Below are 12,645 nucleotides of genomic sequence, written 5' to 3'. Positions count from 1 at the left end.
TTAGCTAGCGATCGCTGGCTCATACTCAATCAAAAAGCTTGGTATGCTAATGATATTTTCACCACCTCAAATATAGGGAAAAGCAACCCTTGATTATACCACAAAATATTTATGCAAGAGTTCTATTGGTATGTCACCGATAATTGGCTCGTTACCCATAACTGCGGTAAAAGCCTAATTGCTAAGAATGTTGCAGATGTACTACAGCTACCACTCCTACAGCTAGACATTGCATCCCTTTTGGGCAGTCTGGTCGGTGAGTCTGAAGGGAATGTCAGACGTGCTTTGAAAACTGCCGAGGCGATCGCACCCTGCGTCCTGTGGATTGACGAAATCGAGAAAGCCTTGCCCGGTACTGGTGACACCTCTGGAGTCTCACAGAGGATTCTGGGCAATATTCTCACGTTTATGTCGGAATCACAGTGTGGTGTGTTTGTCGTAGCAACTTGTAATGACCCGTCTGCGCTGCCAAGTGAACTAAAACGGAAAGGCCGTTTCGATGAAAATTTCTTTGTTGACTTGCCCACAGAGCCAGAGCGTGTACAGATTCTAGGGATTCATCTACAACGCTTTGGCATTCACCTGGAATCGGAGTACCTCGAAGCGATCGCCGCGAACACCACAAAGTTTTCAGGGGCAGAACTGGAAACCCTTGCTTCGGAAGCTGCTCTGCTGGCATTCGATGAGGATAGACCGCAGCAGGTAACGCTTGCTGACCTCGAAGCTTGCCGCCAAACCATCACGCCGCTTGCAATTCAGGATGCTGCGGCAGTCGAGCGTATGCAGGCTTGGGCATCCACCGCACGACGGGCTAGCAGTCCTGTGGTTGCAGCGAAAACTCAATCGCTACGTGCTGCTAAGTTTCGCAATATGAACTGATGAGAAAGTGATTGTCTCCTAATTCTATGGGGGCAATCACTCTTTCTTTTAGTAAGGGACTAGCAACTTTTTAATAGTTAATAAGACGAAGAAACATGACAACAGACTTAGTTACTTATTACGGGCAAACTCCAATCATTGACCAACTGGTTGAGAATTATGGCGCATATTTGGAGAAATTAGACAGAGAAACAAAATTGTTGCTTCGGACGGTGTTAACAAATTATGTATTTATGCGAGAAAGGCATGAGCCGAGCAGTTACACACTAATAGAAGCTTCTAGGGATGCACTTTTTGTCACATTTCTTGGTATGGATACGCCACAACTTTTGGTAGATATTTGCTCACAATTAAATGGGCTAACAACACACGAGGCGGAAACAATACTTGAAGCACTACAACATCAAATTAGATGGGGCAATGCCCAGAGTTAGCGAGTTGACTGGGTTAAAAACATGGAAATCTATTTAGTATATGTTGATGCTATCCGAAACAGCAATAAATTCTGGTCTGCCAAAGTCGAAGATGGTAACTTAACAGTGCAGTGGGGCAGAGTCGGTTATCAAGCGCAGACTAAAGTCCACACATTAGCCAAGCATCAAAGAGCGGTTAGTAAATTCAACAATCTGGTAGCAGAAAAGAAAGCTAAAGGCTACAGCGAAAGTCAGCCAGAGATTGATGCTAGCCGCAGTGTTGCAGACATTAGACGAGCTATTCAATTGTTGAATATTATCCGTCCTTGTATTGCTAATAGGATTTTTCACGATGGCTATATTAGCGCTCTAAATGAATATCTGAAAATTGTCCCTACGCCTTTGGGAATGCAAATAGATTATCACGGAATTTACCGTACTGTTGCAGATGTCGATTATCAAATGGAATTACTCAATTCTCTGTTAACGACACCTGCACCACAAGTTGCTGCTGTGGCTGTTGGTCATGCCCCTGAAGCAACAACAGAAACTAAGGTAGTCAGTCTCAAGACTATCAGTAAAAACTTCTGGCGACATTTATAAACGAATTACCACAAAGCTTCTTTAATAGTAGTTTTGTGGTAGTTTTTTATCGTTGAAAATTAAAACAATGAGTGAATATGGCGAAAATAATTGTTAGTTCTTGGGAATCAGAGGGGAAAAAACTTGGTATTTGAACTCTCCCCCAGCAAGAACTCCGGTCTAAATTATAAGTCTTTAACCGGACACGATATTACCTCTATTGGGTATTCAGACCCCTCCTGAATAAAAGCCACCAAGTTAAAAATTTGGTGGGGGTCTTAAGCCCAAGTTTGCTACGGTCAGATGATTACTCTATTTAGCAGTGTGGGAAACACGATAAATCACTCCATTGGTATCATCAGTAAATAGCAGCGAACCATCTGGTGCGATCGCTAAACCAACAGGTCTACCAAACTGTGCAGTTCTGTCTTTGGTCAAAAACCCAGTCACAAAATCTTCAAATTTTACAGGTTTGCCATTTTCGTAATGAATCCGCACAACTTTGTACCCCACGGGTGGATTGCGGTTCCAAGAACCCCGCATAGTTACAAAAACATCACCTTGATACTCTTGGGGAAATTGTTTTGCAGTATAAAACGCCATTGCTAAAGGCGCACTGTGGGCTGTGTAAGTTAGCACTGGCGGTTGAGTTTTAGCACAGTACTCTTTTTTGGTTGCTCCTTCAGGTTCAGCAGATAGGTATACATCAGGACGCTTATCACCCCAACAAAAAGGCCAACCATAGTTTCCACCTTTTACAATCCGGTTCAACTCTTCTGGCGGCTGGTCATTTCCTCGCCAATCTGAACCGTGATCTAACCCCCAAAGTTCGCGTGTTTGGGGATGCCAAGCAAAACCAATAGTATTTCGTAAACCTTTTGCATAGATGGAGCGATTACTACCGTTTGGTTGCACCTGTAAAAGTGTGGCGTGTTGTGGATTTGGTTCATCACAAGCGTTACAAGTACTACCTACAGAAATGTAAAGCATCCCATCAGGCCCAAAGGCAATGGTACGGTTCGGGTGCTGTCCAGCATCGGGTAAATCAGAAATGAGAGTTTCCAATTTGCCCTCTGTACCGTCCGATCGCAAGTCCACAGCATATAGGTGCGTATTGGTGACAAAGTAAAGCCTATTTTGATGAATTGTGATACCGTTAACAAATTTTAAACCTTTAGCTACAGTACGTATTTCCTTAGCTCGTCCATCTTGGTTAGTAGCCAAAAGCGCAATCACATCACCTTGTTTACGACGAGTAACATAGACTGTACCATTAGGAGCGATCGCTAAGTTACGAGGATTACCTAAGTCTTTCGCAAATACACTAATTTCAAATCCAGGAGGTAATTGCAACTGTTGCAAAAGTGATTCCTGAAATTCAATTTTTTGCGGTGTTGCTAAATAACCCTCCATTCGCTCAATTTTTTGTTTTTCTGGCTGTTGTGAATTTGCGGTTTGAGTAATACTTAATATCAAAGCACATCCAATTAAAAAGTGCCTCAATTTTTTGATTAATTTCATAAAACCTCAAGTAAGAAGTGATAATGTTGCTTTTCTTCAAATCGGACCGAATCAAACATAATTTAGTAACGGCAATGGAACCAATCTGCTAAGAAGGGGCTTTTAGTGAGTTAGATTACATAAAATTCAAAAATATCGCATCTAGCAAATGAGATATTGAAATTACTAAAATATACGTTAAAAGCTATACTTTTTGATAGATGCAACAAGTTATAAAACTTGGGAAAATCCTGGCGAAAACAAAAAAGTAATTTAATTGTGAGTGAGTGTTAAAGAGCTTTTTGGCTGTTAATTCCTTTATTTTAAGTCTTACACTTGCGGTTTTTCAGCCAGTGAAAGCATTTGAAGTTTTGCAAGAAACCGTGAGAATTACGCCAGTTTCCCAATTCTCTGATGTACAATTTACAGATTGGGCTTTTGTGTCCCTGCAATCATTAGTTGAAAAGTATAGTTGTATCACTGGATACCCCGATCATCTTTTTCGAGGAAACCGAGTGATGACTCGCTATGAGTTTGCTGCGGGGCTGAATACTTGCATCAGTACAATTAGTCAACAGTTTGGCAGCCAGCTTTCACAAATTGCACCAGAAGATGTTACAACTATTAAAAGATTAGAATATGATTTTGCTACAGAGTTAGCCACTATTGAAAACAGAATAGAAAATTTAGAGGTGAATACTACTGTATTACGATCGCAACAGTTTTCTACCACAACTAAACTAAGCACTTCCATTGTAGTTTTAGCTAGTGGTATAACTGGAGACAGTGCTGATGCAGACCCGGAAACTAGTATCGATTCAAATTTAGCTTTAAATTATCGGACTCGTTTAAACTTAATTAGCAGTTTTACAGGTCAAGATAGATTACTTGTACGTCTTCAATCTGCAAATAGAGTACCTAATTTTAACGGTGCTTCTGCTACTAATATGACGCGCCAATCATTTGAAGTTGGTAACAGTGACAGTAGCCTTAATTTAAATTTACTAGAATATCGCTTTCCTGTTGCTGAAAACCTCAACTTCTATCTTTACGGAAATGCTGCATCTCACCATTACTATGCAACAGTTGTTAACCCCGATTTTGCCAGTTTTGGCGGTGCAAAAGGTTCTCCTTCTCGCTTTTCGGAGCGCAACCCTATTTACCGTATTGGGTTTATGAGTCCAGCAGGTTTAGCAGCAGTTTACAACAACAGAACTATTCGTTTGGATATAGGTTATTTAGCAGAAAATGCCGAAACTGGAATTGAAGGATTGTTTGGGGGAAGCTATAGTGCTTTAACACAATTTTCCTTCAAACCTTCACCAAATACAGAATTTGGATTAACTTATATTCGCAGCTATGTTCCTGATGGCAATTTGCTACATCGCACAGGTAGTGATTTTGCAAACATTCCTTTTGGTGCAGGCATACCATTAATGGTGAACGCCTATGGTGTCCAAGCACTCTGGAGAATAACCCCCAAGATGGCTGTAAGTAGTTGGATTGGCTACATGAATGCAGAACGAGTTGACGGTGTGAATGGTAATGCAAATATTATCAACTATGCAGTAAATCTGGCTTTTCCTGATTTATTTAAAGAAAAAGCCGTGGGTGGGATTGGATTTGGAATGCCGCCTAAAGTCACTAGTAATACAATTAATAGCCGCGAAGATCCGGGAACAGGTTTACACTTTGAAGCTTTTTATCAATATCCTTTAACAGAAAATATCACGATCATACCTGGTATTATATATCTCACTCAGCCAAACCATAATGATGTCAATGGAGATATTTTTTGGGGCAATATCAGGACAGTATTTAACTTTTAATTCAATATGCTTGGGCTAAGGTTTATTGGTGTATGAATTAGTCTTTGAAGACGCGATTTATCGCGTCTCTACATGAGGGTTTTGTTGCTCATTCTGATGACTTTGATGGTTTATAAAGAAAAGGTGAGCAAAGGTTGGATTAGAACTCGTTTACTTGAAGGAGCTTGACCAAGATAATTCTATTGGTGATAAATCAGGTTAGTATGGATGTAAAAACTTAATTTTAGCTCCAACAGATTTTATTAAAGCTTTTGCATTAGTAGCATAATGTACAGGTAAATTACCCATAACTACAATTGCTCTGCGCTAGATTCTTCAGTTAAACCAGCTTCTGCCACCTGAAAGTCAAAGACCTCCAGCAACCGCACATCCGCAGGTACTTTATTGCCAGCACCCAGCAAAATTAAATCACCCGGAACAATTTCAACTGAGGAAATGAGCCGTTTTTGGTTGTCACGAACAACGGTTGCTTTTGTAGAATAGTGTATTAATTTTAACCTCTGTAAACAGAGTATTGCTAAATCATAAATGCGGCTAATAATACTACCAGAAAATTACTAAAATACTGATGCCAAAATATACAGACACAAAACTATGGGTCTAGATTACAGTAAAGCTTGATGAATTATTTGATCAATACCCATTACTTGAAGCGTTATGACCCTAAGATTTTCTCAAGATATAAAGTCATTATTGCAACATTTAGCTGAAAAACCTCTGACTCTGGGTGACGTGATTTCAGAAACCTCAGAACGAGGTTTTAGCTTAGTGATTGCATTGTTAGTGTTACCATTTTTGATACCCACGCCACCGGGATTAAGCACTCCTCTTGGTGTAGCTTGCTTGTTGATGTCAGGACAGATGGCTTTGGGGAGGCGTACACCCTGGCTGCCCCAAAAAATTGCTAGCCTTAAATTCCCTAATTGGTTTGCTCAAACACTGTTGAAAAATTTACAACGTGTGACCAAAGTCTTAGAAAAAATCTCCCGTCCGCGTTTTCAGAAGGTTGCCGAAAATCCATTAATTTGGCGGTTCAATGGGATATGTCTCACCTGGTTGGCAATATTACTAATGTCGCCATATCCTCCTGCTACCAATCCTATTCCTGCTGTGGGAATGTTACTCTTGGCGGTTGCAACTATCGAATCTGACGGTATATTGATGTGCTTAGGCTATGTAGCCACCGTTTTGAATACCTTGTTTTTCGGTTTTGCCTTTTACCTTTTATATACTGGAGCTACCTATTTGTTACCTAATCTTTTTCGGTAAACTATCACTCTTAGGCATTATCTGATGAAACCATAGTCGAAAATTGGAACTCGCCAAACAGACGTACCTGCTTTGATTATCTTCTAAATAAAGATAATCAACTAAGTTGCATAGAACTTGATATAAATCCCTTGCTGCAAGCAAATCAGTCTGAAAAAATTAATGATACTTAGAAAGCAAAGAAAGGCGGTTGAGTTATTCAAGTTCAGTAAACCAAAAAGTTCTGCGTAGGCGTAGCCCGTCGTAGACATCGCTACTTGTCCCGATCCACCAACACCCCATCAACAATCGCAATCCCCCACTGCGGAAACTTCGCCAGTAGCTTCTTGATCACAATTTGCAAAGCCGGATCATCATTCCAACACTCCTTCAAGAACTCAAACCCCGGATTCTCCCCCGAATTTGCCGCAACCTTGAGTTTCTGCATACGCTCCGGTCGCATACTTGACCTCGCAACAATCGCCTCATACGACCATTTTTTAGCGTTGGTGACAGACACGGTGGGACTTTTATCTTCATCTCCCCTGTAACAATTGCATAAAAATATGCAGCCGCACTTTCAATAATAGAAGTGATGGTCAGTTTATCCAGTAAAGACATGATCGTAGTATAAACTTGACCTGTTGTGTCTCAGGTTTCCTCCCTTGTTTGCAAGCCGCAATGGATGAGGCAATACTACTATTAAGAGAAGAAATAGCTTTCATCATCAGAACAAAGATGTTTTAAAGTTAACATTTGAGTAAAAAACTCTCAGGTGTTGTATGAAAACAAATGAACTAGAAGCAGATTCACTCAAGCGAGTCTTTGGATTACCAACTCTAGTGATTTACGGAGTGGGTGACATTTTGGGTGCGGGAATTTATGCGGTAATCGGAAAAATTGCCGGGCTTTCCGGCACTTTGGTTTGGGCTTCGTTCTTGAGTGCTATGACTGTAGCTGCATTCACGGCTTTAAGTTACGCAGAACTGGGCAGCCGATTTCCACAAAGCGGTGGAGTAGCCTACTTTGTCCATAAGGCATTTCGCACCGACTGGCTCTCAATATTGGTCGGTTGGTTAATGTTTTGTACATGCTTAGTTTCGATGGCGACGCTCTCGAAAGCATTTGCCGGCTATTTCAACGCTTTTGTACCAGCAATTCCAGCTTGGTTAATTATCTTGGCGCTTTTTTCAGTACTGGCTTTTGTCAATTTCAGAGGCATGAAGGAGTCCTCGGCTCTCAATATTTTTTGCACATCTATTGAGGTTTGCGGTCTTTTGATTGTGATTTTGGTTTCAACCTTATATTTGAGCGGTGGCGGTGCAGCTAATCCTGCTGCTGTCGCTAACGAGCCAGCCATAGGTTGGAGCGCAGTTGTTCAGGGAGCGGCACTGGCTTTCTATGCCTTTATTGGATTTGAAGATATTGTCAATGTTGCAGAGGAAGTTAAAAATCCCGAACGGAACGTGCCAAGGGCAATTTTACTGTCCTTAGCGATCGCAGGCGCAGTTTATATACTCGTCTCCTGGCTTGCTGTTGAGGTACTCAATCCCTCCGAGCTTGCTGCTTCAGGTGCTCCATTACTTGATGTAGTTCGTCGAGCGCAGCCCAATTTTCCTCAAGTCATTTTTACGATTATTGCTTTATTTGCCGTACTCAATACGGCACTGTTAAATTTTGTCACCGCATCACGGCTGTTGTATGGGATGTCGCGTGAAGGACTGCTAAGTGCTTGGTTAGGGAAATTACATCAACGCAGAGCCACGCCTTATCGAACCCTGCTGGTCATTTTACCAATTGCCATTTTTTTGGCGCTTTCTGGAACACTGCAAGTTTTAGCAGGAACCACCGCCACCTTGATTCTGGCAATGTTTTGTCTTGTCAATCTTTCGTTGCTACTCATCAAACGCCGAGAAGTTGAAACTAACGGGTTTCAGGTTCACTATATAGTTCCGGCGATTGCCTTACTGCTCAATCTCGTTTTGTTTGCTTTTGCTTCTGGGGCAAGTCACATTTTAGCACTTGTGTTTGTAGGAATTGGAATGCTTCTAATTCTGATCCAAAAGGCTTTTAGAAGAGGGTGATGTTGGGTAGGGTCTGCTTTCCTTCGATGGTCAGACGATGTTTGTCAACATACAGAGTCCAGAAATAACCTTTGCTATCTGGGGCCCCTGCTAACTTTTAGCGATCGCTGAACGAGATTGCCATAAGCATGGCTACTCATTTTCAATCCCGCGAACGGGCTTCATTTATTTGAAAGTCCGCCAGCCAGAAGCTAACGATAGAGCCATTCCCAACACCGTTTTTGGCAGGGCTACTTTAAAAAAACGTGTCCCATTTTGCACATATCTGATACCGTTGGGGAATTCGCCAACGATATCCGTATCTTGGCGGATACCTAATTAGTCAAATTTAAAAGTGCGATCGCAAGCCCCTCGGTAAGCGATGGCTGCGCCAACGCCTGCCTTCTTGATGCCCGTTCGCGTACCGTATCCTTTAGAAGAAGGGCTGTAGAACGAACGCACTTTTGACAGCAAATACTTAATTTTCTCGGAGCATTTCGATATTACTGAACCGGAAACCACAGGATGCAAACAACTTTCGAGCGTTTTCATTCACTACTGCCGTATCTAATCTAATTTGTTTGATTCCCATTTGCTCAAAACGCTCTACACACAGCATTACTATCTGTCGGGCAATACCTTTTTGACGGTATTCTGGCTCTACCCACAGATCGTAAATAAACGCATATTCCCGCAAGCGATAAATTGGGATCTCTTGCTCTACTGCTGAGATGAGAAATGCTACAAGCTGCCGATCATCTTCTGCTACTAAAAATACGCTGCGCTCGTTTTGCGCCATTCGCGTTAACCATTTTTCATAACGCTGTTCTGGATGCGGTAAAAAACCGTACTTAGCATTATCCCAAGACTCGTGTAAAGCACAAATCTTGGCCACCATTGGCAGAACTGCGGGTACATCATCTGGCGTAGCAGAACGGATTAGCATGAGCTTGTGCAGTGTAATGTAAGAGTGAAATTTATCACAAATAGAGCAGACAACTAACTCACCTTCAATTACAGCTTTGTTACATTATCTCATAGCTAGAAAAACCATTACATCAAATATAAAGCTGCACCAAAACCAGAGAAGTGCGTAGTGCGTTCGCTTGCCCCTGGTAAACAATTGCACTTCTCTTATGTTCTAAAGCTTTGCTAAATTTAGGTGAATGCGTTGTGGATTCCCACAACGTTAGTTCGTAAAAAACAAAGGCGATCGCAAAGTTTTCCAGACAGCAGTGATCGCCTTTCCCTTAATTCGTTGTAAAGTTTTATAACGCAGAGTCTCAAAACCCTTGATTATTCGATGTTGAAACATCCAACTTCAGTAAACAATCATTATCTGTCTTCCGTGGCTCTCACATAGCCCTCTGGAACAGGTAGCAGCTTTTTGATGACTGGGCATCTCGTAATGCGTATCGGCGCGTCATCGTTTTTAAGAGTGTTTATTTTTTTCAGCAGTTCTGATGCGAGTTTACCTAATTGATGACACGCCCTAATGATGAATGTTGAGATGAGATACGTCATCTGATTAAAATGCCACTAACTTTGTCCCTATTCATAGTCATACGTGCCACAAATTCATCTTTGCCATCCACAAAGCTTAGTTTCCACAGATAGGTTTGACAACCTTGTTGTATAAGATGACCGAAATAAGTAATTTCATAACCCTCAGACATCCGTGGAGCTAGTTGGGAGCTAACTGCATCAAACATTTCTTTGGTAATGCCTGCTTGATAGTCTGAATCACCTACAGTGAGAAAAAGTTCGTAATTTCCCACAGCAATCGCATCCAAAATAGTCTGCAAACAATTAATCACGTTTTCAGGGGGATTTGTTGAATTCATAATCATGCTCTTATGTTGGGTGTGGCTAGGTGTACTAAGCTTTCACCCCAAAATTCAAATTTTTTGCATCAAGTCAAAATAATTATTACAAAACTTTGCATTCTTTGTTTTCAACGCATCACACTGTTTCAAACTACATAAGAAATTCTCTTGGCTGATGGTGGGCTAAATTTAACCGGGCAATAGCATTCAACGTATAACTTTAAGAAAATTTTCTATTGATTACGGAATTGATATGACATCCCTTGAAGTCATAATCATCATCACACAAATTTTCTACCTCCTGACTGAACTTCTTCCTTTATCAAATGATTAAAACTACAAAGGATATAAATTAACATGAGCGAGAATCATAACTCACAACCTACAAAAAATAGACCACAACCTCCTAAAACAATAGGAAAACCACCTAAGACCGAATTCATTAACTCCGAACAACAGCCAACAGCATCAGAATTATCAGATATTAATTGATCAAAAAGTTGTGATACCAAACTTCAAAAAACTAGCCATTGAAGATATCTATCTTCAAGAAATTCAACTTACAGACACTGAAGCTCAATCTATTAATGGTGGTTCACCAACTTTACCACTGCCACCACCTAGTAGTAGATTTTCGTTATTTTCCCTTGACTGGGTAGCAATCCAGCCCCAACCTCTCCCTCCTGGAGTTTTTTGGGATCAACGCCAAAAAGTTAGATCATCGTGCAATGAGCTTTCTTAGGCAGAGGGGAGCAGGGGGAGTAAAGAGAAATTTTTAGCAGATTTTACTACCGCAATCCCCCTGAATACACTGTTTTATTTCTCTCTTCTGCCTCAAGAGCTTACCCACCTCACCTAACGGGACTTAGACAAAAATTAAGCCCAAATGTAACCTAAACTAGCTTTATAAGCAGCAAACACGTCACGATTTAAGTTCAACCAATCAATAAATCGACTCATAGATGGCTGTTCTGAACGCATTTATTGCTTCAGTAAAAGTGTTTAAATTGCTTCCAGTCCCGTCCAATGGCATTTGAACGACAATTATGAGTAACCCTCTTTCCCATCCCGAAGATCCAGACTTCCATTCATCTATTCAGGAGAATCTAAAACAGCTTTCTGCTCAGTTGGGATCTCCTTTGTCCGAATTATCAATCATGGAAATATACCAGAATGCGTGCGATCTACTGAACCACGTTTCTCCATCACCTCTTACTCTTGCCCGCGTTGCCGGAACATTACTCGTCTACCGAGTCCAGGACACAGAACTGGAAGAATCGCAGTGGTTCAACAATCAAGTGAAACAATGTCTGGACGAAGAAGAAGTTGAGGAATTGATTGAATCCATACATCGCACGGATGCCTTGTAATCGCTGAATAAACGGGAGTCTCGCGCACATCGGATACCGTCGCATCATCTCTTGCAATTCCACTGCCTCACCTTGGGGTGTATATACAGTTTCCCCAGACAGCGCAATTACAATCCTTGCCGCCTCGCCCACTCAAAGGGAGCGATCACAGTAGACTTGGCCTGTTATGCCTCCGGCTTCCTCCCTTCTTTGAAAGCTGCCACAAACACGGCTTCCGTTGACTTAACTCCCTTCCAAGTGCGTAACGCTTCTTTTAGATAGGCGATCGCACAGTTTTAGGATGAGGCAGTGGCAAAGATAACCTTATTTCTTTAGTTCGGTTCCACTCTCAAATAAGATTGTGTAGCCACAAACTTAGTATCTCTCTTGGTTGGATCTACGTTTTCTACTACCTCAATTTTACCTACAGCAATCAAACCTTGATCGAAAATTTCGCTTGTTGCTGCGTCAAGTTGTTTTTGTGTTGCACCCGTTTGACTCAAATCGATTGACGAAACTTGAGAAATATTCGGCTTATTTAGAACCAAATTATTTGTGGAAAAGCAAGGAGTTGTGATGCAACGAATGCCATTGTCTTTTAGTGCCACAAAAGTACCTTTTGCTGGGACATTTGTCGCGGCATAGAAAGCTTCTTTTACTCTCAAATTCCCAAATTCACCGAATCGAGGAAATGTTACTGGAACGATATTACCTCTGAGAATCACACGGCTACCATCATCATTTTGAATTTTTACCAGTTGGGAAGGTGGGACTTTCAGGGAACTCCAATCAATTGCAGACACATAACATTCGGAGCGAAAAACACCATCTAAGTAAGTCGGCGCGAAAAAACTAAACTATGTAAAGATAAGTAAATACGGAGAATGCATCTACCGAGGTGACGAAGATATGGGCGCTCGTTTAAGGGTGTTTTTGACTAGCGATCAAGATAAAAC

General features: G+C 41.4%; 14 protein-coding genes and 2 pseudogenes. 8 read left to right on the top strand and 8 right to left on the bottom strand.

Features of this window, described 5'->3' with window-relative positions; translation table 11 throughout:
- Nucleotides 1-165: 165 nt before the first annotated feature.
- The 3 genes and pseudogenes from LC608_RS34410 to LC608_RS34400 all read left to right on the top strand — a co-directional run.
- Nucleotides 166-879 (top strand): annotated as a pseudogene (locus LC608_RS34410) (AAA family ATPase); the annotation flags it as partial.
- 95 nt (nucleotides 880-974) lie between these two features.
- Nucleotides 975-1,313, top strand: coding sequence for a hypothetical protein (locus LC608_RS34405; RefSeq protein WP_229557842.1), 339 nt, complete (start codon nucleotides 975-977; stop codon nucleotides 1,311-1,313).
- Between the two features lie 21 nt (nucleotides 1,314-1,334).
- Nucleotides 1,335-1,895, top strand: coding sequence for a WGR domain-containing protein (locus LC608_RS34400; RefSeq protein WP_229557841.1), 561 nt, complete (start codon nucleotides 1,335-1,337; stop codon nucleotides 1,893-1,895).
- 291 nt (nucleotides 1,896-2,186) lie between these two features.
- Here LC608_RS34400 and LC608_RS34395 read toward each other — a convergent pair whose 3' ends face one another.
- Nucleotides 2,187-3,395: a sorbosone dehydrogenase family protein gene (locus tag LC608_RS34395; protein ID WP_229557840.1), complete on the bottom strand. Its 1,209-nt coding sequence runs from the start codon at nucleotides 3,393-3,395 to the stop codon at nucleotides 2,187-2,189.
- Nucleotides 3,396-3,727: 332 nt separating this feature from the next.
- Here LC608_RS34395 and LC608_RS34390 point away from each other — a divergent pair, with 332 nt between their 5' ends.
- Nucleotides 3,728-5,203, top strand: a complete 1,476-nt coding sequence (locus LC608_RS34390) for an iron uptake porin (protein ID WP_229557839.1) — start codon at nucleotides 3,728-3,730, stop codon at nucleotides 5,201-5,203.
- Nucleotides 5,204-5,493: 290 nt separating this feature from the next.
- On the opposite strand, the gene LC608_RS34385 is transcribed toward LC608_RS34390, so the two are convergent.
- Entirely contained in the window at nucleotides 5,494-5,691 is a 198-nt protein-coding gene (locus LC608_RS34385) for a hypothetical protein (protein WP_308189975.1), read from the bottom strand.
- A 169-nt stretch (nucleotides 5,692-5,860) separates the two neighbouring features.
- Between LC608_RS34385 and LC608_RS34380 the strand changes: the two genes are divergently transcribed.
- Complete coding sequence (locus tag LC608_RS34380) at nucleotides 5,861-6,472, top strand: exopolysaccharide biosynthesis protein (protein ID WP_229557838.1); 612 nt, start codon at nucleotides 5,861-5,863, stop codon at nucleotides 6,470-6,472.
- A 253-nt stretch (nucleotides 6,473-6,725) separates the two neighbouring features.
- Here the strand turns inward: LC608_RS34380 and LC608_RS34375 are convergent, their stop codons facing one another.
- Nucleotides 6,726-6,914 (bottom strand): hypothetical protein, encoded by a 189-nt coding sequence (locus LC608_RS34375; RefSeq protein ID WP_229557837.1) that lies wholly within the window; start codon nucleotides 6,912-6,914, stop codon nucleotides 6,726-6,728.
- A gap of 319 nt (nucleotides 6,915-7,233) precedes the next feature.
- Between LC608_RS34375 and LC608_RS34370 the strand changes: the two genes are divergently transcribed.
- Nucleotides 7,234-8,535 (top strand): APC family permease, encoded by a 1,302-nt coding sequence (locus LC608_RS34370; protein WP_229557836.1) that lies wholly within the window; start codon nucleotides 7,234-7,236, stop codon nucleotides 8,533-8,535.
- Between the two features lie 318 nt (nucleotides 8,536-8,853).
- Here LC608_RS34370 and LC608_RS37110 read toward each other — a convergent pair whose 3' ends face one another.
- From LC608_RS37110 to LC608_RS34360, 4 genes are all read right to left on the bottom strand, one after another.
- Nucleotides 8,854-8,988 carry a hypothetical protein gene (locus tag LC608_RS37110; RefSeq protein ID WP_267871320.1) on the bottom strand — a complete coding sequence of 45 codons (135 nt, stop codon included), beginning with the start codon at nucleotides 8,986-8,988 and terminating at the stop codon, nucleotides 8,854-8,856.
- Between the two features lie 4 nt (nucleotides 8,989-8,992).
- Nucleotides 8,993-9,460, bottom strand: coding sequence for a GNAT family N-acetyltransferase (locus LC608_RS34365; protein ID WP_229557835.1), 468 nt, complete (start codon nucleotides 9,458-9,460; stop codon nucleotides 8,993-8,995).
- A 243-nt stretch (nucleotides 9,461-9,703) separates the two neighbouring features.
- Nucleotides 9,704-9,829 carry a hypothetical protein gene (locus LC608_RS37105; RefSeq protein ID WP_267871319.1) on the bottom strand — a complete coding sequence of 42 codons (126 nt, stop codon included), beginning with the start codon at nucleotides 9,827-9,829 and terminating at the stop codon, nucleotides 9,704-9,706.
- A gap of 205 nt (nucleotides 9,830-10,034) precedes the next feature.
- Nucleotides 10,035-10,358, bottom strand: a complete 324-nt coding sequence (locus LC608_RS34360) for a hypothetical protein (protein WP_229557834.1) — start codon at nucleotides 10,356-10,358, stop codon at nucleotides 10,035-10,037.
- Nucleotides 10,359-10,842: 484 nt separating this feature from the next.
- Here LC608_RS34360 and LC608_RS34355 point away from each other — a divergent pair, with 484 nt between their 5' ends.
- Nucleotides 10,843-11,082: a hypothetical protein gene (locus tag LC608_RS34355; protein WP_229557833.1), complete on the top strand. Its 240-nt coding sequence runs from the start codon at nucleotides 10,843-10,845 to the stop codon at nucleotides 11,080-11,082.
- 304 nt (nucleotides 11,083-11,386) lie between these two features.
- A complete protein-coding gene (locus LC608_RS34350; protein ID WP_229557832.1) occupies nucleotides 11,387-11,710 on the top strand; it encodes a hypothetical protein in 324 nt (107 codons plus the stop codon).
- Between the two features lie 311 nt (nucleotides 11,711-12,021).
- On the opposite strand, the pseudogene LC608_RS34345 reads toward LC608_RS34350, so the two are convergent.
- Nucleotides 12,022-12,510 (bottom strand): annotated as a pseudogene (locus LC608_RS34345) (DUF6748 domain-containing protein); the annotation flags it as partial.
- Nucleotides 12,511-12,645: the final 135 nt, after the last annotated feature.

Source organism: Nostoc sp. XA010, assembly GCF_020829625.1.
Taxonomy (GTDB): domain Bacteria; phylum Cyanobacteriota; class Cyanobacteriia; order Cyanobacteriales; family Nostocaceae; genus Nostoc.
This window is presented reverse-complemented; position numbering and strand designations above follow the sequence as displayed.

What these genes read in the sequence shown, in the direction of transcription:
- LC608_RS34405 (WP_229557842.1), top strand. Translation starts at nt 975, where the DNA reads ATGACAACAGACTTAGTTACTTATTACGGGCAAACTCCAATCATTGAC.
- LC608_RS34400 (WP_229557841.1), top strand. Translation starts at nt 1,335, where the DNA reads ATGGAAATCTATTTAGTATATGTTGATGCTATCCGAAACAGCAATAAA.
- LC608_RS34395 (WP_229557840.1), bottom strand. Translation starts at nt 3,395, where the DNA reads ATGAAATTAATCAAAAAATTGAGGCACTTTTTAATTGGATGTGCTTTG.
- LC608_RS34380 (WP_229557838.1), top strand. Translation starts at nt 5,861, where the DNA reads ATGACCCTAAGATTTTCTCAAGATATAAAGTCATTATTGCAACATTTA.
- LC608_RS34375 (WP_229557837.1), bottom strand. Translation starts at nt 6,914, where the DNA reads ATGCGACCGGAGCGTATGCAGAAACTCAAGGTTGCGGCAAATTCGGGG.
- LC608_RS34370 (WP_229557836.1), top strand. Translation starts at nt 7,234, where the DNA reads ATGAAAACAAATGAACTAGAAGCAGATTCACTCAAGCGAGTCTTTGGA.
- LC608_RS34365 (WP_229557835.1), bottom strand. Translation starts at nt 9,460, where the DNA reads ATGCTAATCCGTTCTGCTACGCCAGATGATGTACCCGCAGTTCTGCCA.
- LC608_RS37105 (WP_267871319.1), bottom strand. Translation starts at nt 9,829, where the DNA reads ATGTTTCAACATCGAATAATCAAGGGTTTTGAGACTCTGCGTTATAAA.
- LC608_RS34360 (WP_229557834.1), bottom strand. Translation starts at nt 10,358, where the DNA reads ATGAATTCAACAAATCCCCCTGAAAACGTGATTAATTGTTTGCAGACT.
- LC608_RS34350 (WP_229557832.1), top strand. Translation starts at nt 11,387, where the DNA reads ATGAGTAACCCTCTTTCCCATCCCGAAGATCCAGACTTCCATTCATCT.